General features: G+C 60.2%; 16 protein-coding genes. 6 read left to right on the forward strand and 10 right to left on the reverse strand.

All coding sequences use genetic code 11. The features are described 5' to 3' along the window. Positions 1-8 precede the first annotated feature (8 nt). On the forward strand, positions 9-533 hold the full coding sequence (locus ACILSO_RS04005) for a heavy-metal-associated domain-containing protein (RefSeq protein ID WP_395736076.1): 525 nt from the start codon (positions 9-11) through the stop codon (positions 531-533). Positions 534-537: 4 nt separating this feature from the next. Here ACILSO_RS04005 and ACILSO_RS04010 read toward each other — a convergent pair whose 3' ends face one another. Next, positions 538-1,935, reverse strand: a complete 1,398-nt coding sequence (locus tag ACILSO_RS04010) for a sulfatase (RefSeq protein ID WP_395736077.1) — start codon at positions 1,933-1,935, stop codon at positions 538-540. A gap of 38 nt (positions 1,936-1,973) precedes the next feature. Then, entirely contained in the window at positions 1,974-3,254 is a 1,281-nt protein-coding gene (locus ACILSO_RS04015; protein ID WP_395736078.1) for a PQQ-dependent sugar dehydrogenase, read from the reverse strand. A 350-nt stretch (positions 3,255-3,604) separates the two neighbouring features. On the opposite strand from ACILSO_RS04015, the gene ACILSO_RS04020 reads away from it, so the two are divergent. Then, entirely contained in the window at positions 3,605-5,578 is a 1,974-nt protein-coding gene (locus ACILSO_RS04020; RefSeq protein WP_395736079.1) for an amidophosphoribosyltransferase, read from the forward strand. Between the two features lie 37 nt (positions 5,579-5,615). On the opposite strand, the gene ACILSO_RS04025 is transcribed toward ACILSO_RS04020, so the two are convergent. The 5 genes from ACILSO_RS04025 to ACILSO_RS04045 form a co-directional block, all read right to left on the reverse strand. Next, entirely contained in the window at positions 5,616-6,275 is a 660-nt protein-coding gene (locus tag ACILSO_RS04025; RefSeq protein ID WP_395736080.1) for a hypothetical protein, read from the reverse strand. A 98-nt stretch (positions 6,276-6,373) separates the two neighbouring features. Then, positions 6,374-7,393 (reverse strand): SAM-dependent methyltransferase, encoded by a 1,020-nt coding sequence (locus tag ACILSO_RS04030; protein WP_395736081.1) that lies wholly within the window; start codon positions 7,391-7,393, stop codon positions 6,374-6,376. Between the two features lie 15 nt (positions 7,394-7,408). After that, a complete protein-coding gene (locus tag ACILSO_RS04035) occupies positions 7,409-9,037 on the reverse strand; it encodes a sialate O-acetylesterase (RefSeq protein ID WP_395736082.1) in 1,629 nt (542 codons plus the stop codon). 46 nt (positions 9,038-9,083) lie between these two features. Then, positions 9,084-9,296 (reverse strand): hypothetical protein, encoded by a 213-nt coding sequence (locus tag ACILSO_RS04040; RefSeq protein ID WP_395736083.1) that lies wholly within the window; start codon positions 9,294-9,296, stop codon positions 9,084-9,086. Positions 9,297-9,338: 42 nt separating this feature from the next. Then, entirely contained in the window at positions 9,339-9,893 is a 555-nt protein-coding gene (locus tag ACILSO_RS04045) for an ion channel (protein WP_395736084.1), read from the reverse strand. A gap of 95 nt (positions 9,894-9,988) precedes the next feature. Here ACILSO_RS04045 and ACILSO_RS04050 point away from each other — a divergent pair, with 95 nt between their 5' ends. From ACILSO_RS04050 to ACILSO_RS04060, 3 genes are all read left to right on the forward strand, one after another. Beyond that, positions 9,989-10,939 carry an efflux RND transporter periplasmic adaptor subunit gene (locus tag ACILSO_RS04050; protein WP_395736085.1) on the forward strand — a complete coding sequence of 317 codons (951 nt, stop codon included), beginning with the start codon at positions 9,989-9,991 and terminating at the stop codon, positions 10,937-10,939. A gap of 74 nt (positions 10,940-11,013) precedes the next feature. Next, positions 11,014-12,384 (forward strand): threonine synthase, encoded by a 1,371-nt coding sequence (gene thrC, locus ACILSO_RS04055; protein WP_395736086.1) that lies wholly within the window; start codon positions 11,014-11,016, stop codon positions 12,382-12,384. 42 nt (positions 12,385-12,426) lie between these two features. Continuing rightward, the gene (locus tag ACILSO_RS04060; RefSeq protein ID WP_395736087.1) at positions 12,427-13,005 is read left to right on the forward strand and encodes a hypothetical protein; all 579 of its coding nucleotides are present in this window, start codon (positions 12,427-12,429) and stop codon (positions 13,003-13,005) included. A 10-nt stretch (positions 13,006-13,015) separates the two neighbouring features. Here ACILSO_RS04060 and argA read toward each other — a convergent pair whose 3' ends face one another. The 3 genes from argA to ACILSO_RS04075 are packed head-to-tail and all read right to left on the reverse strand — an operon-like array spanning position 13,016 to position 16,030. Beyond that, on the reverse strand, positions 13,016-14,329 hold the full coding sequence (argA, locus tag ACILSO_RS04065) for an amino-acid N-acetyltransferase (protein ID WP_395736088.1): 1,314 nt from the start codon (positions 14,327-14,329) through the stop codon (positions 13,016-13,018). 11 nt (positions 14,330-14,340) lie between these two features. After that, positions 14,341-14,625: a hypothetical protein gene (locus tag ACILSO_RS04070; RefSeq protein WP_395736089.1), complete on the reverse strand. Its 285-nt coding sequence runs from the start codon at positions 14,623-14,625 to the stop codon at positions 14,341-14,343. Positions 14,626-14,632: 7 nt separating this feature from the next. Continuing rightward, positions 14,633-16,030 (reverse strand): MFS transporter, encoded by a 1,398-nt coding sequence (locus ACILSO_RS04075; protein WP_395736090.1) that lies wholly within the window; start codon positions 16,028-16,030, stop codon positions 14,633-14,635. 203 nt (positions 16,031-16,233) lie between these two features. On the opposite strand from ACILSO_RS04075, the gene ACILSO_RS04080 reads away from it, so the two are divergent. Beyond that, entirely contained in the window at positions 16,234-16,962 is a 729-nt protein-coding gene (locus ACILSO_RS04080; protein WP_395736091.1) for an N-acetylmuramoyl-L-alanine amidase family protein, read from the forward strand. Positions 16,963-16,965 lie beyond the last annotated feature (3 nt).

Genomic DNA, 16,965 nt, shown 5'->3' on the forward strand with positions numbered 1-16,965 from the left:
AAATATCCATGCGTATCCGGTTCTTAGCCCTGTTTTCTTTTCTTTCTTCTTTGGCGGCTGCGGAGCCGGTCACACGGACCTTTTACATTTCTGGTGTCGAGTGCGGAAGCTGTGTGTACATGGTGCAGCATTCCATCACGGAGACAAAAGGAGTGGTGGATGCCACGGTGGTCCAGGTCCTCGACAACTACGCCAACGTGACCTTTGATCCCTCGGCGCTGAGCGAACAGCAGATTGCCCAGGCCGTGCGTGAGGCCTACCCGCTGCATGGCATGCCCTACCTCGCGACGCTAAAGCTAACGGTGATGAATTACGCCGAAAACGCGGCCAAGGTGGAGGGGCTCTTTTCTGAGTGGAAGCAACACCTGAACCTGGAGGTCGTGGACAAGGCCAAGGGCGTTCTCGTCGTGCATTTTTTGCCACTGGAGGTGGATCAAAAGAGGCAGGGCCCGCAGGGCTGGAGCCTCGCTCAATGGACGGCTGCCGCGCGGAAGCACGGTGTGCAGTTCAAAATGGCGGAAGAGGGGCGTTAAAAAATCATTCCGATTTTTTCTTCTTCCCTTTGCCCTCGCCTTTCTTTTTCTCTGCGCTGGTGGCCTTGGCTTCTTCTTTGGGCAGGACCGCGCCGAGTCTTGCTTTGATCTCGCTCATGCCCACCTCTTTGGCGAGATTGGTCCACTCATAGGGATCTTTGCTGTGGTCGTAGAGTTCCTCGCTGCCGTCGGCGTAGCGGATGTAGCGCCAGTCGGAATCTCGCACTGCGTGGTTGCCTTTCCCATGGGTGCAGACGGCCACGCCATCCCACTTCGCGGCCGGGTCTTTGAGCAGGGGCATGAGGCTCGCTCCTTTCACATGTTCCGGCACGGGCAGGCCGGTGAGTTCGCAGACTGTGGGGTACATGTTCACATAATCGACTGGCGCTGCGCAGGTGGTTCCTGGCTTCGTCACACCGGGTGCGATGATCGCCATCGAGGTACGCGTGGTTTCCTCCCACAGGGCAAATTTCCGCCAGTGCTCCTTCTCTCCCAGGTTCCAGCCGTGGTCAGTCCACCACACGATGATGGTCTTGTCCTTGCGCGGGCTTTGATCGAGTCCATCAAGCAGGCGGCCGACCTGGTCGTCGAGAAATGAAATCGTGGCAAGGTAGGCCTGAACCGCCTTTTTCCACTGATCTGCTTTCACCACCGCTGCGTGATCGCCTTCAGGGCCGGCCATTCGCACACCTGCTTTGGGAATGTCGTCGAGGTCATGCTCCTTCGTCACAGGCAGCTTGATTTCGGCCAGAGGAAAACGGTCGTAGTATTCCTGCGGTACATACCAGGGCAGGTGAGGCTTGATGTAACCTAGCGCGAGGAAGAGAGGCTTGTCCGCTGGTGCCGTCTTGAGCTGATGAATGGCCCAGTCGGTGGCTTTATAGTCACCCATGTCGGAAGGCTTGGCATTCACCGGGCCCCAGTCAAAGTGACCGCGGTTGAGGCCGGTCATGTTTTCCTCATGCTCTGGGATGGATGGAAACAGCCCCTCCCATTTCGTCCACGAGTCGGTGCGTCCCTCGCTGCCGTAGCCGTGGTAGATTTTGCCGCCGCCCTGGGTATTGTAGCCATTGGCGAGGAAGTGGCGGTTGAGCGTCAGCGTGTCTTTCATCACACCCTGGGCCGGATCGTTGTTGGTATAAATCCCCGTCTGCCATGGGCGCAGGCCGCTCATCAGCGCCGCGCGCGAAGGATTGCAGGCCGGCGCAGCACAATGGGAATTGGTAAATGCCGTGCCCCTGGCCACCAGGCGGTCGATGTTGGGCGTCTTCGCCTGCGGATGACCGCCAAGATAGCTCGTCCAGTCGTTCAGATCATCGACCGCGATGAAAAGCACATCTGGCTTTTGTTGGGCGAGCACAGCAGGAGCGAGCAGCAGGAGCAGGGCAAGGAGACGAATCATGGTGCGCCTTGAACGCGGCTATGATCATCGTCTTGCGCTTAATCCGCGTCCTTCTCCAGACGATACAACGCCCCATCTTGTGATAGCAGCACCGGTTCGCCATCCACGTCCGCCGTCACCAGCGTGGGGTTGAATTTGTGCTCCGGATCTTTCCGATACAGCACACTGCGCCGAACCGGCTGACCGCTGGCGGGATCGATGCCCAGCGCCCAAACGGTGCCGTAGCCCCAGTCGGCAAAAACAAAGGCACCGTCTAGATGTGGAAGTTTTTGACCGCGGTAGAGCAGGCCGCCGACAATGCAGATGCCCTCGCCACGCATGCGGGTGTAGGCATGCACAGGATCGGTGGTGGCCATGTTTGGCAAAAAGGACTGCGCATGAAAGGCGCTTTTGACCGGGCCGTCCCGGTCGCTCCATCCGTAGTTGGCACCGCTCTCTACTCGGTTGATCTCCTCCCACAGGTCCTGCCCCACGTCCGCGCACCAGAGCTGGCCGGAACGTGAGTCAAAGGAAAGCCCCCATGGATTGCGGAAACCCAGGGCGAAAATTTCAGGCCGTACCATCTGCTGCTTGGCAAAGGGATTGTCCGCCGGGATGGCGTAGGGCAGCGAGCCGCTGCGGCCGTTCACATCGATGCGCAGGATTTTGCCATGCAGCACCCACGGATTCTGCGCCAGACGGTAGGGGTCGTCACGCAGCCCTCCATCACCCAATGCAATGTAGAGGCAGCCATCGGGGCCAAAGGCCATGTGGCCGCCCCAGTGGTCCGCCAGCGGCTGCAGGATCTCCAGGAGTACACGCTCCGTTTCTGGCAGCGCATCGGGTGTGGAGTCTTTGGCACTGGTGGCGCGCATCTCGCTGATCACGGTTCGGCGCGGATCATTCTGCGAGTAGCTGAGGTAGAACAGCCGGTTCTCCGCAAAGCGCGGATGAAAGGCGATGCCGTGCACGCCCTCTTCGAAAAGCACAAGACCTTTCATCTTGGCGCGAAAGTCTAGAAATGGTCGCCACTGGCCGCTGCCATCCAGCCGTATCGCGCAGAATTCACCGCGCTGCATGGCGATCACCTGCTCGCCACTGGCATCGGGCAGGGAGGCCAGCATGACGGGTGAGTCAAACTCGCGGTCAAAGGCCAGTTTGCGCAGCACAAGGCCCGGCATCGGTTCCTCGGGAATCGTTGGCGGAGGGATCTCCGTCGGCGCGGGGGTGGGCAGTGCCGTACCAATCTCGGGGATGGCGGGGTGTGCGGCGCTTCCGGCTATCAAGACCGCCAGGGTCATGGTTTGCAGGCAGGAACGGGAAAAAGAAAGAGGATTCATGGGGATATGAAAGGAAGACTGCAGGGAGCATGCCAGAGGAGCAGCGTGGATTCCTGTTTCATTCGAAACAGAAGTGTTGAATGCGTGTCGGCGCATGGCTGCGTGAGGTCCACGCCCGATAGGACGCGAGACTGCCTTCTTTGATACAAGCCTGGCGCTCAATGTGTTGAGTGCAGGACCATTGAGGAAGGAAGGCCTGCAGCCAAGCTTTGCTGGGGATTCTTCCACAGCTTGGTTTTGGGGCAGGGGTAGGGCTTACGCTTGGCGGGTGCCAGCGGACACCCCTATGAGAAACTTTTTCCACGTCTTGCACTCCTCCCACGGCATGGCAAAGATGGGTGCTCTTCACGATGAGCGACCCAATCAGTCACGAGTGCGGCATAGCGGTGGTGCGGCTGAAAAAGCCGCTGGGATATTTTTATCAAAAATACGGCAACGCCCTCTACGGATTTGATGCTTTGCAGGCCATCATGACCAAGCAGCGCAACCGCGGGCAGGATGGCATGGGCATCGGCTGCAGCAAGCTCGGCATGCCCGCCGGCCTGCCCTACATGTTCCGCATGCGCAGCACGGAGAGCGTGGAGCGCATCGCCCAGGTCTTCGATGACGAGCGCAAGGAGTTCAAACGCATCGCCCGCCGCATCGACAAGCAGCGCAAGGACGAGCGTGACCAGGAAGGCAAGGAATTCGTCTCCTTTGAGGACGATCCGGACGCCATCAAGCGGGAGTTCGAGATGGCAGGGGAGATTTACATCGGCCACCTTCGCTACGGCACCAGCGGAGACTTCGGCAAAGGCTGCCTGCATCCCTACATGCGCCGCACCACCTGGCCCACGCGCACCCTGATGGTGATGGGGAATTTCAACCTCACCAACACCCGCGAGCTCAACGAGGTCATGATGAAGCGCGGGCAGCATCCCGTTTTCGGCACAGACACCCAGAGCGTGCTCGAAGAAATCGGCTTTCAGCTCGATGAAGCACACACCAAGCTTTACCACGTGCTGCGTGACTCCGGCATGTCCGGCGAGGCCATTCCACAGCACATCAGCGAGCAGCTGGATGTGACCACCGTGATCAAAGAATCCGCCAAACGCTGGGACGGCGGGTACAGCATCGTCGGCGTCATCGGCAACGGCGATCTCTTCGCCATGCGCGATCCCAGCGGCATCCGCCCCTGCCACTACTACGAGAACGATGAGATCTTCACCATCGCCTCCGAACGTGTTGCCTTGATGTCCGTCTTTGGAGTTTCCGAAGAGGAAATTCACGAACTTCCGCCGGCGCATGTGGCCGTGATCAAGGCGGACGGTGGCATGACGATCAAGCCATTCACCGAGCCGCGTGAATTCAAGCCCTGCTCCTTTGAGTGCATCTATTTCTCGCGCGGAAACGACGCCCACATCTACCACCAGCGCAAGGCCCTGGGGGAGCAGCTCGTGCCGCAGGTGGTGAAGGCCATCAACAACGACTTCGAGCACACCGTTCTCAGCTTCATCCCGAATACAGCCGAGACCGCCTACTTCGGCTTCCTGGACGGTCTGCGCAAAAGCCGCCGTGTCGTGGTCAAGGATGCCCTCAAGGACATGTTCGAGCGCGGAGAGTTTGATGAATCCAAGCTCGACGACCTCGTGCTGCGCAACTGGCCGCGCGCGGAGAAAATCGCGCTCAAGGACATCAAGATGCGCACCTTCATCGCCCAGGAAAACGGTCGCGATGCACTGGTGTCCGGCAGCTATGACATCACCTACGGGGTGGTGACCTCGAAGGACAACCTCGTGGTCATCGACGACTCCATCGTCCGTGGCACCACGCTGAAGAAGAGCCTGCTGAAGATTCTAGCTCGCACCAATCCGAAGCGCATCATCGTCTGCTCCACCGCGCCGCAGATCCGCTACCCGGACTGCTACGGCATCGACATGGCTGAACTGGGCAAGTTTATCGCCTTCCAGGCCGCCATATCCCTGCTGCGCTCCCGTGGCATGTCGCATGTGGTGGAGGAGACGTACCACGCCTGCAAAGCGGAGATGAAGAAGCCCAAGGAGGAGATGCGCAATGCGGTGAAGGCCATCTACGCCCCCTTTACTGACGAGGAAATCTCCGAGCGCGTCGCTCAGATGATCAGTCCTGAGGACACGCCATGGCATGGCACAGTGGAAGTCATCTACCAGACCATTCCGGACCTGCACACCGCCCTCGGCGCCGAATATGGAGACTGGTATTTCAGTGGCGACTACCCGACGCCGGGCGGTTTTTCCGTGGTGAACCAGTCGTTCATTCTGTATTGCGAGGCCAAGGATGGCCGCGCGCACGAGGCGTTGCTGTAGTAGGTGCAGGCTGTTTGTTGCAGCCGACTGTGCGGGATCAATTCTGAATCATGGCGCGAACCAGGGTGATCGTGCCTGTCAGCTTCCGCGTTTTCGCCTGCGCCGGGCTGCCTCCCGTGCCGAACGGATCCTCCGACGATGTACTCTGCGGCGCAGGACCTGACACCACTTGATAGAACTGCTCTGAAGGCATGTTGATCGATGAAATCCTTCCTTCCAGATCCGTCAAAGCCGGGCACATGCTCTGCATGGAATAGTCACGGGTCACCGCCTCACTTCCCTCCTTGGCAGGAATGTGGACTCGCACCTTCTCGAGTCTGACCTGGCGCTCGAATGGATTGTGACAGCTGAACTGGATGGAGCTGGGATTGACGTGAGGGTTGATGTTCCATTCGAACTCCAGCTGCTTCATTTCCGCCTCGCTCAGCTCACGCCATTCCTGCGCCTGTGCTGCCGGTGCCGCTTCCACCCGCGTGCTCGTGGTCACATTTACATTCGTGGCATCGATCCGTCCGGCCTCGGCCCGCTCCAGCTGGTCCGCTTCAAAATCGGAGACAAAAATCCGGTTCGCCTTGCCGGAGAATCGATCCACCTCCACCAGCCTGTTGTTGAGTGTCACGACTTGCTTGCTGAATCCAAACCACAGCAGGAAAGCGCCGGTGATTGCGCCAAGGACGAAGATGATGATGTTCTTCATGTTACCGGTGATAAGAGGGGGGAGTGATGGATTTTGTGGCAGGCAAAAAACAGCAGGCGGGAGTCAGACGCAGACCTAGATCTGGCTATTCGAATTATTCACACCACTCCAAACGCGCACACTTCATTCTTGTTCGCACAAAGACGTACGAGGTGAAATTCGGCGCACAGCGGCGGGGCTTCGCGTTTGAGGATGTCCAGCAGCGGGTATTCTTCGTGGCCTTTGAATTTGATGGTCACGATGAAGTTGCACATCCGTTTTTCCCGCAGCCATTCGAGCAGAAGATCAATGCTGCGCTGGGGAGCGGCGATGACATCACACACCAGCCAGTCCACGGTGTGCGGGGGCTTGTATTTGAAGGCATCAGCCACTTCAAAATGCAGGCGCGGATTGCGCATCAGGTCTTCGCGCAGCTCTGAGCGGTCGATGGCAATGACGCTTGCGCCGCGCTGGATGGGCACATAGCTCCAGCTTCCCGGGGATGCGCCAAGGTCCACGCAAGTCTGGCCGCGCTCGATCCGGCGGCCGAGGCGCTGCTCGGACTCGACCAGCTTGGTGAAAGCGCGGGAGGGAGCGCTTTTGTCATCCGCCAGCGGCACTTCGCCACGTGGGAAGGACGAAATCAAAGTACGCTGTGCATAGGGCTGCGGGGCGGCGCTGGCCGAGAGCCAGCCCGTTTCGAGGGAGGTCAGCAGGCACTGAACCAGGGAGGTCTGAGCATCAAAAACAGCGTCCGAATCCACCAGGGAGCGCAGCAATTTTCTGCGGCGTTTCTTCAGGCGCTCAAGGAGGCTGGAACGGATCAGCTCGCAGCGGTACTGCCCGGCTTTTCCTTCTCCATACTGCGGCCAGAGATGCAGACGCCAGGGCTGGTCATCCGGAAAAACTCCGGCGATGGCATCGATGATGCGGTCGGCCCAGGCATTGATGGATGCCGCATGGACCTCCATTGCACCGGGCAGAGTCTGCCGTGCGAAGGCGAGCAGCAGCCCGCCTATGGGGACATCCGCTGCGATGCCAAGACCTTCGAGCACCCGCTGCTCTGTCCCCGGCGCGGCACGCCCGAGTTCATCTGCGAGGAACGGCGTCGTTTCAGAATCAGCAAGGAAGAGATGCACGCGTGGCTCGGGCGATCACGGTTTGACCTGCGCCGGCTTGGCCGGAACGTTTTCCTTGAACGGCGACACCACACCCAGTGTGGAGGGCACAAAATCATCCGTGCGGAAGCAGGAGGCTGGCAGGCCTTCGGCGTTGATCAGGTTTGCATCGACCGGCCAGCTGGCCCATGCATAGCGCACGCCCACCGGTTCCGGCACGGCTTCGCTCCACACAATGACTTCGCTGCCTTCGATTTTTGCCTTGGCCCACACCCACTTCTGATCAGCGCCGGTGATTTGGAAGCACTTCGGCTCGCCGCCATCGCGTGTCTTCAAACCGGAGCCCGTGTGCGTGAACTGAACTCGAATCTTGTCCTTCTGCACCACGGAAGAAAGGTAAAGCGGGCCGCAGTATTCGGTGCCGGACTTGCCGTAATCATTTGCCAGCGCCCACAGCGCGAGGCGGCGCCCGACCTCCTGCTTATTCTTTGGATGGATGTCATTTTGCTCGCCGATGTCGTTGATGATGGCGATGCCGCACTTGTCGAGTGTCTGCGCTGTCAGCGTCTGCGCCTCCTGCAGCTCGGCCCAGGTGTCAGGTACTCCGGGCTCGGTGGCCACGGGGTGGTTGTTGCCAAAATTTGCCAGCTGCACGATGTAAAACGAGAAGGGGTCAGCCCACTGCTTGCGCCAGTCATTGATCATGGTGGGCAGCAGCTCCTGGTACTGAAAGGCACGACGCTGGTTGGATTCACCCTGGTACCAGATGGCACCCTTCACTGCGTAGGGCACCAGCGGGGCCACCATGCCGTTGTACAGCACGCTGGGGTGGTGCGGGGTCTTCGCCGGATCTTCTGCAGGGCGCGGGGCAGGGGGCTTGGGTTTCTTCTGGTCTGCAGGCAGCCTGGCGTTCTCTTCCTCAACCTTTTTGACCTGGGCCTGCCAGTCCGCTTTCTGCTTGTCATAGTCAGCCTGGGCCTTGGGGCCGTCATACTTGGAGACATAGTCTTTCCAGTCTGCCAGCATCTCCTTTGCGCAGGGGCGTTCTTCCAAGGATTCACGGCTTGTCCATGCCTCGACACGTGTGCCGCCCCAGGAGGTGTTGATCAGTCCTACCGGCACTTTCAGCACGCGGTGCAGGTGGCGGCCGAAGAAATAGCCCACGGCGGAAAAGTCTCCCACGCTGGCGCTGGTGGCCTCTTTCCAGGCGCCTTTGCAGTCGGCTTGCGGTGTCATATTCGGAATGCGCTCCACATTGAACATGCGGATCTGGGGATGATTCGCGGCAGCGATTTCCTCCGGGGCTTTGCCGGCCTGCTTCACCGTCCATTGCATGTTGGACTGTCCGGAGCAGATCCAGACCTCGCCGACGAGGACGTTTTTAAGCGTGATCGTGTTTTTTCCTGCCACCACGAAATCAGCCGGCTCAGCGTTCGCATTCATCGGGTTCAGGGTGAGCGACCACTTGCCGTCCGGGTCGGTGACGGTGCTGTGCGTTTGCTCGCCGAAGGTCACCTTCACCGGCTCTCCCGCATCCGCGGTTCCCCAGACGCGCACCAGCTGCGTCTGCTGCAGCACCATGCCTTCGGAAAAGAGGGCGGGCAGTTTGACCTCGGCATGCAGGCTGGAGGCGAGCAGGAGAAGGAGGAAGGCGGAATGTTTCATGGCGGATTTTCGTGCGGAGGGCGTAGTGGGGCAAGTAAGCCAAATGTCAGAGCAGAGTGCTGTCATCGGACCGCTCCAGGCGACCGATCTTCTTTTTAATCGTCTCCAGCAGCACCGTCATTTCATGCACGCTGCGCAGGCATTCCTTCTGCGTTTCCTCGTCCGCCAGTCCGGGAACGGCAGGGTGGATCTTCATGAATTGCAGCGCGATGTTTTTGCAGGCTTCGCGGATTTGGGCGATGGCGGCAGGGCGTTCCATGGAGCCAGCGTAGAGCGCACGCACGCCTGCGCAAGACGCGGATCATTTCCCCTCCGGTTTCCGCACCCGCAGCGAGTCCTTGAGGCTGACGAAGTCAGAAAGCAGGAATATGACGGTGAAAAACGCCAGCAGCACCTCCATCATCGTGATCAACTTGGCCGGGATCGTCCGCGGCGTCACATCGCCGAAGCCGAAAAACGAGAAATTCAGCACGCTGTAAAAGAAGAATTCAAACAGCTGCTCCCCCTGGCTCCAGGCCGCATCGATCTCGCTGAAGCTGGCCGGCTCCGCCAGTTCCAGGCACCAGAAGTCCAGTGCAAATGCCAGGGTGATCTGCGCCATGTTCACTCCCATGAGGCCCAGCACGCGGTGGTAGGGCATGTCGTCCTGCGTGGCCATGAGGATGTGCTGGAGGTTCTCCACAAAAAAGAACACCGTCTTCGCTAACGCCGCCGCCACCACCACCAGGCAGAAGGCTCGGGCATCCAGCCAGTGGGTTTTCCACAGCGACTGCAAACCAAACGCCATCAGGGCGATGACAACCACCTCTCCTCCTTGACGGATGATCTGCGCTGCGATGCCGGGCTGCTTGCTCATGCTCACGATTTGAAACGGCCCGGTGCATTCTGTCGAGCGTAGAATCACTTTCGACCTTTCCAAATTCGGCATTCGTCTTTAACTCTGCGCTGCCCATGAACCTCGTCTCCAACGCCATCCGCTATTCCACCTACCTGTTTGCCATTGCAGGCGTGATCGCCATGGGCGTCGTGCTGCAGACGATTCGCAGTCAGGAAAGGGCCATGCCACCGCCGCCCGTCTCGCCGCCACGGAAAAACGCCCCCGATGACATCGCCGCCACCGGCATTCTCGAAGCGAAAGACGAAAACGTCGCCATCGGCGTGCCCGTGCCGGGCCTTGTCGAGAGCGTCAAAGTCACCGTCAATCAGGTGGTCAAGGAGGGCGATCCGCTCCTCATTCTGGATGATCGCGAGCTGCGAGCATCCCTGCTCAAGCAGCAGGCCGCCATCGGCGTCGCGGAGGCCAATCTGACCGTCACCCGTGCCCAGCTTGCGAAGATGCAGGACATGCTGGACCGTTTGAAGGCCATTCCAGATCAGCGCGCCATCAGCCAGGACGATCTGCGGAACCGTACCAACGACGTGCTGGTGGCCAAGGCGCAGATGCAGGCGGCGGACGCCCAGCTCATTTCAGCCAAGGCAGACGTGCAGCAGACGGAACTGCTCATTGACCGCTTCACCGTCAAGGCACCAAAGCCGGGCACAATCCTTCAGGTAAACATCCGCGCAGGAGAATACGCCTCCCCCTCCAACAAGCAGCCTGCCCTTGTGCTGGGGGATGTTTCCACCCTTCATGTGCGCGCGGACGTGGACGAGCAAAACGCCATGGATGTGGCCTCCGGCCTCGACGCCACGTTTTCCCTGAAGAGCGACTCTTCGAAAAAGTTCAAGGCGCAGTTCGTCCGCATTGAGCCCTATGTCATACCCAAGGTTTCCCTCACGGGCGCCAGCAGCGAACGCGTGGACACCCGCGTGCTGCAGGTGATTTACAAGCTGGAAAAGCCCAAGGACCAGCCCCTCTACGTGGGGCAGCAGGTGGATGTGTTCATTGCGCGGAAGAAGTGAGCGCTCATACCCGCAGAGACTCGTTGAGTCTCCCGAAATCCCACGCAAGATTGCATCTCCCCTCCACGATTCGCATGCAATACCTTTCCACCCGTGGCCAGACCAGGCCTCACTCCTTTTCTGAAGCCGTTGAAGCCGGGCTGGCGCCGGATGGCGGTTTGTTTTTGCCGGAAAAGCTTCCGAACATTTCCGACAAGCTCCCGGAGTGGTCAAAGCTCACGTATCCTCAGCTCGCGGCCGAGTTCTTCACACTGTTCGCACCGGAGATTCCGAATGCCGAGTGGCATCAGCTCACGGCCGAGGCCTACCGGCGCTTCGATTCACCGGACGTGGCCCCGCTGAAAAAGATCACTGAGAAGACCTACATTCTGGAGTTGTTTCACGGCCCCACTCTCGCCTTCAAGGACTTCGCGCTGCAACTTTTGGGCCTGCTTTACAAACGCCAGGTCGAAAAAACGGGCAAGCGCCTTTCCGTGCTCGGCGCGACTTCGGGAGACACCGGCTCGGCCGCCATCCACGGCTGCCTGGGCCGCGACGGCATCACCATCTTCATCCTTTACCCCAACGGCCGCGTGGCCCCTTTGCAGGAGCGCCAGATGGCCTGCACCGGTGCGGACAATGTCTTTGCCATTCCCGTGCCCGGCACGTTTGACGACGCACAGCGGGTGGTGAAGGACACCTTTGGCGACACCGCATTTGCCAGTTCGGTGAATCTCTCCGCCGTGAATTCGATCAACATCGCCCGCGTGCTGGCACAGTGCGTGTACTACATCTGGGCCTGCCTGCGGCTGCCGGAGAGCGCGCGTGCCACGGCGGAATACGTGGTGCCCACCGGAAATTTTGGCAATGTGATGGCTGGCTGGATGGCGCAGCAGATGGGCATGCCGGCGGGTGGTTTCCGCGTGGCGACCAACCAAAATGACATCCTGCATCGCTTCTTCACCAGCGGTGAATACAGCCAGGCCGAGGTGCACCCCAGCCATGCGCCCAGCATGGACATTCAGGCTGCTTCGAACTTCGAGCGCTTCCTTTACTACATCCTCGGACAAAGCTCCGATCGCGTGCGCGAGGTGATGGCGCAGATCAAATCCGGCGCTGCGTTCCAGATCGAGCTGCCAGAGACCTCCATGCGCTCCACCCGCATGGATGACGAGACCATCGTAAAGGTAATCGCTCAGATGTGGAAGGACTGGCAGTATGTGCTGGATCCGCACACCGCCTGCGCGTTTACCGACATGGCGCCCGACCGCGTGAGCGTCGTGCTGGCCACCGCCAGTCCAGCGAAGTTTCCCGACGTGGTGAAGCACGCGACCGGCACCGAGCCGACCCATCCCACCCTCGAAGCTTTGAAATCCAAGCCGCTGCAAACCTGGCCGATGATGGCTGATGTGCAGGTGGTGAAGGATTTCATCCGGCAACAAACAAGTCACGGAACGAAGGCTTGACGGCTGCGCCGGCGGGCGGGTTTAATCTCCACCAGACATCTCATGAACTCCCCGCTCCTCTCCTTCAGCCTTCCGGCCCTTCCGGATGTTTCTCCCTACCTGGTCAAAGGAGTGGACGCTGGCAATGGAGTGACGCTCCAGGTCGGCAGCCAGTACGTCTACCTTCTGCTCGGCAGCGGTCCGCTGATGATCCTGGGAGCTCTGGTGCTCGTCCGGATCATGTATTCACGGGTAAAGTTTTTCGCCTTGGAATATGGCAATGGGAGCTTCTTTGGCCGGGTCGGAGCCATCGCGCCGTCTGTTCTTGCGGGCGGCCTCCTTTTTCTGCTCGGGCTTGCTGCCACCTGGCTGGGCTGGCAGGGACTGGGCTATTCGGTGACGCTCACCCGTGAGGGCTTGCACGAAGTCACTCGCGGCGATTCCTACCTCTACGCATGGGCCGATGCCACAAGCGCCTCAGAGCGCATCAAATCCACGGAGTTCTGGGTGGAGTTTGCCAAGGGCGGTCGAAAATGCCGCGTGGATTTCCAGCAGCGCTACATCGGCGAAAAGCTGCAGGACAAGGCGATCGCCATTACTGACGAGGCGCTGGCCTATTCCAAAATCGAGCGCATGAAATAGCGGCGCTGCGTTATTTCAGCGCCTTCACCAGCACCTTGGAGTTCCGTCCGCTTTTGTCATATTTTTCACGGCGGCTCAGCGGCAGCGAGTCCGGGCCGGACACAGTGTAGCCCATTTTTTCCTCGAAAAAACGAAACGCCTGCGTGCTGAGCGCAAAGAGGACTTCGCAGTTTCTCTGGCGCGCCTGCTCTTCGGCAAAGGCCACCAGCTTGCGCCCATGGTTCTTGTTTTTGTGCGAACGCCGTACAAACAGGCAGGCGAGCTCGGCGATCTTCCTGCCATCCTCCTCGTAGGTGTGCACGGCCACGGAGCCGATCGGATTGCCGTCGAGTTCGAGCACGAAGAAGTCTTTGATCCTGGATTGAATCTGGTCGCGTGTACGCGGCACCAGCGCGGCATCGTCCACGCTTTGCTGCATCATGGAAAGCAGGGCAGGGACGTCAGAAGAGCGGGCCTTGCGGATCTGCTGGTAGTCATCGGCATGGATCATGGTGCCCACGCCTTCATTGGAAAACAGCTCCGCCAGCAGAGCTTCATCCTGCGTGCCATCGACGATGTGCACGCGTGGCACACCTTCCTGGCAGGCCAGCGCCGCGTAGCGCAGCTTCGAGAGCATGCTCACGTCGTGCTTGGGGTCCTTGCGCTTGTGCATTTCCTTGGCCTCCGCCACGGACATCTGCTCCAGGCGCGAACCGTCTGCCGCAGTGATGCCGGACTCAGCCACAAAAATGACCTTGGCCGCCTGCAGCGCGATCGCCACTTCCACGGCCACGGCATCCGAGTTCAGCCGCAGAGTAGCCCCTTTTCCGTCGTAACCCAGCGGCGGCAGGATCGGAATGATGTCAGCCTTGAGCAGCGCACGGAGCGATTCTTCATCCACACGCTCGATGCGGCCGGTGAATTCGAGATCCACGCCATCGATCACCCCGGCGGGATGCACCGCCAGGGCATTGGAAATGGCCACCGGCATTTCCAGCGCCGTCAGGTCGGCCATCAGGTCGCTGCACTGGCGCATGATCGCATCTGCGGCGATCTCGATGCCCGCGGCATCCGTACGGCCCATGCCGTCGTCATTGTAGAGGGAGACGCCGCGCTTCTCCGCCAGCGCCCGCACCTGCGCGCGCGCGCCAAAGACGAGCACCACCTCGATGTTCAGGGACTGCAGCACCGCCACATCCTGCAGCAGGCTGGCAAAACCCGGCTGCGTCATCAGCGCGCCGTCAAAGGCGATCACGAAGACGCGCTGCCGGAACTGCGGCACGTAGCGCAGGATGCCGCGCAGATCTTCAAAGCGTTGCTGGGGTTTGGAGGAATCGTTGTTCACAGTTGGGGCCATCAAGATAGCACAACCCCGGCGATTTCGTCCCAAAGTTTGTCGATCTCCTTCGGGCCGTGCGAGGGCCTGCCGGCTTTGGAAAACCAGTAGTCCGCATTCCACTGGTCGCCTTCGATCACATGCAGCAGGGCGTGAATCCACGAACCCAACTTCGTGTGAATGTCCTGCGCGATGTTATGAGCAGCATCCCAGTGGCCCTGCTTGGCATGCCAGAGGGCAAGCGCTTCGGGAGAAATGGCTTCCGCCGCGGCCTGCGTGGCGGTTTTGAGTTCAGCGGGGGTCATGGCACGGTCAATCTTCCGGCATTGGACGGCCCTTGGTTTCGGGAAGGAACATCAGCGCAATCAGCCCCAGGAGAAACACACCGCTGAGGTAGCATGCGGCATTGCGGAAGGCGATGAGTTCTGCGGCGGCCTTCGCTGCGGCGTCCGCTGTGGCGGGCAACGCTGCCACTGCCTTGGCACCCAGATTCGCCTGCAATTGTCCAAGCGTCAGCGGACCGCTGGCGGCAATGAACCGGCCGACATTGTAGCAGAAGCTCACCCCGGTGCTGCGCAGGCGGGTGGGGAAGAGCTCTGGGAGGTAAATGGCAAAGCCTGCGAACAGCGCGAGCTGGCAGAAGCCCATGACAAAGCTCATCCAGATGTCGCTGCGGGTGCTGAAGTTCTGGTAGAAAAAGATGGTGGAGACAAAGGCGGCGACGAACGCCGTGGCAAAGACGGGTTTGCGGCCGAAACGGTGTGCTCCTTTGCTGAAGGCGGTCATGCCGCAGAAGGCTCCGAGATTCATCACAATCAGGTTGGCCGCCGCCCACCACTGCTTGCCCTTGGCGATTTCCTCCGGGCTGAGGTTTTCCGCTGTCAGTGCATTCGCGATGGCCGGTGCCACAAGCTTGTTGCTGAAGAATCCGACGCCCCACAGGCCCACCACGGCTGCCACGCACAGCAGCATTCCCAGCAGCGCCGAGGCCCGCCAGCGCTTCTCGCCAAACAGGCTCATGTAAGAGCCCATGGCCTTGCCGCCTGCTTCCTTGCTGGCAGCTTTGGCAGCCACCCACTTTTCAGGCTCCTTCAGGCGCAGCATGATGAAGATGCAGAGAAAGGCGGGCACGGAGCCGATCCAGAAAAGGTATTTCCAGGACACCATCGGGTCAGTGCCGGACAGTGCCATGGCGCAAAGGCCGGCGGTCACATTGCCCACGGCGGAAAGCGCCTGCAGGAGGCCAAGGGCTTTGGGACGGGCAAATTCCGGCAGAGCATCCGCCACAAGTGCGACAGCCAGGCCAAACACACCGCCAACACCCAGGCCGGTAAGCGCGCGATAAATCATGAACTGAGTCATGTCGGCAGCAAAGGAGGAGAGGCCGGTGAAGAGCGAGTAAATGAGAACCGTCAGCGCCAGTGTCTTCGCACGGCCGATGCGGTCCCCAATGGCTCCGAAGAACAAGCCTCCCGTAGCCCAGCCTGCGACGAACACACTCATGGCCCAGCCGCTCATCTTGCCCTGGTTGAGGGCGTCCATCCCCGGAGAGAGCGCCTTCACGGCATTGTCGCGGGCCAGGATGAAGAGCTGCTGATCCAGACAGTCAAAGCACCAGGCCGCAGAGGCCACGAAGAATACAAACCAATGGTAGCTGGAAAGTTGCTTGTACCAAGGGAGGTCCGGGTTGTAGGTGGAGGCGGTGCTCATGAGGCGCGGATGTTGAATGACTTGCGGGGGGATGACAATCCCGAATTCACACGAATCATGCCGCAGCATCGGGGCCGGTTCTTTCACCTATGTCGGCTTTGGCGTGAGAAGTTTGATGAGGCCGGTCCGCGCGGCAGGTACGTTGTGCATGAAGATGCTTGAACAAGCCGTTGAATTTTGACCGTTGGCCTTTAAACAATTGTATGCGTAGAAACGTCGCTCTTCTCCTGCCTCTGGCGATCGCCTGCATCGTCGTGGCATGCACCACCTATGACGGCTCTCGTGTGGCGCGCTGGGAGTCGCGCTTTGCGCCTGTGCCGGCCGGAGCCATGACGCCAGACCAGCTGCTCGCGGAGACTCACGTCAAGCTGGACATCATCCCCGCCGGCACGGTGGGCCGGCGCTACTACCGGCCGATGACTCCGCGCTACATCACCATTCACAGCACTCAGAACTACACCGGCAATGCCTACCAGCATGCGCTGGCGCTGAAGCGCGGGGCATTGAGGGCCACCAAGCGCCGCGGAGGGAACCGCATCGGCTTCCTCACCTGGCACTTCACCGTTCAGGACGACGTGGCCATCCAGCATCTTCCCTGCCGCGAGCAGGGGGAGCACGCCGACTTTGACGGCCCCGGCAACAACTACAGCATCGGCATCGAGATGTGCGAGCACAATGGCAATGACATCGGCCAGACCATTGACCGCACCGCCCGTCTGGCCGCATACCTCATGCGTGCCTACAATATCCCGCTGGATCACGTGGTGCCGCATTACCACTGGTCGCGTGTGGGCGTCAGCCCGCTGCACAAGGACTGCCCGCATTTCCTGCTGGAGCATGGCCGCCCGGGCCAGACCTGGCGCTGGTTTCAGGGGCGCGTGCAGTTCCACTACAACCGCATGCTGCAGGGGCCGGCCACACCATTGGGGTGATCC

This window comes from Prosthecobacter sp., from assembly GCF_044226605.1.
GTDB lineage: Bacteria > Verrucomicrobiota > Verrucomicrobiia > Verrucomicrobiales > Verrucomicrobiaceae > Prosthecobacter.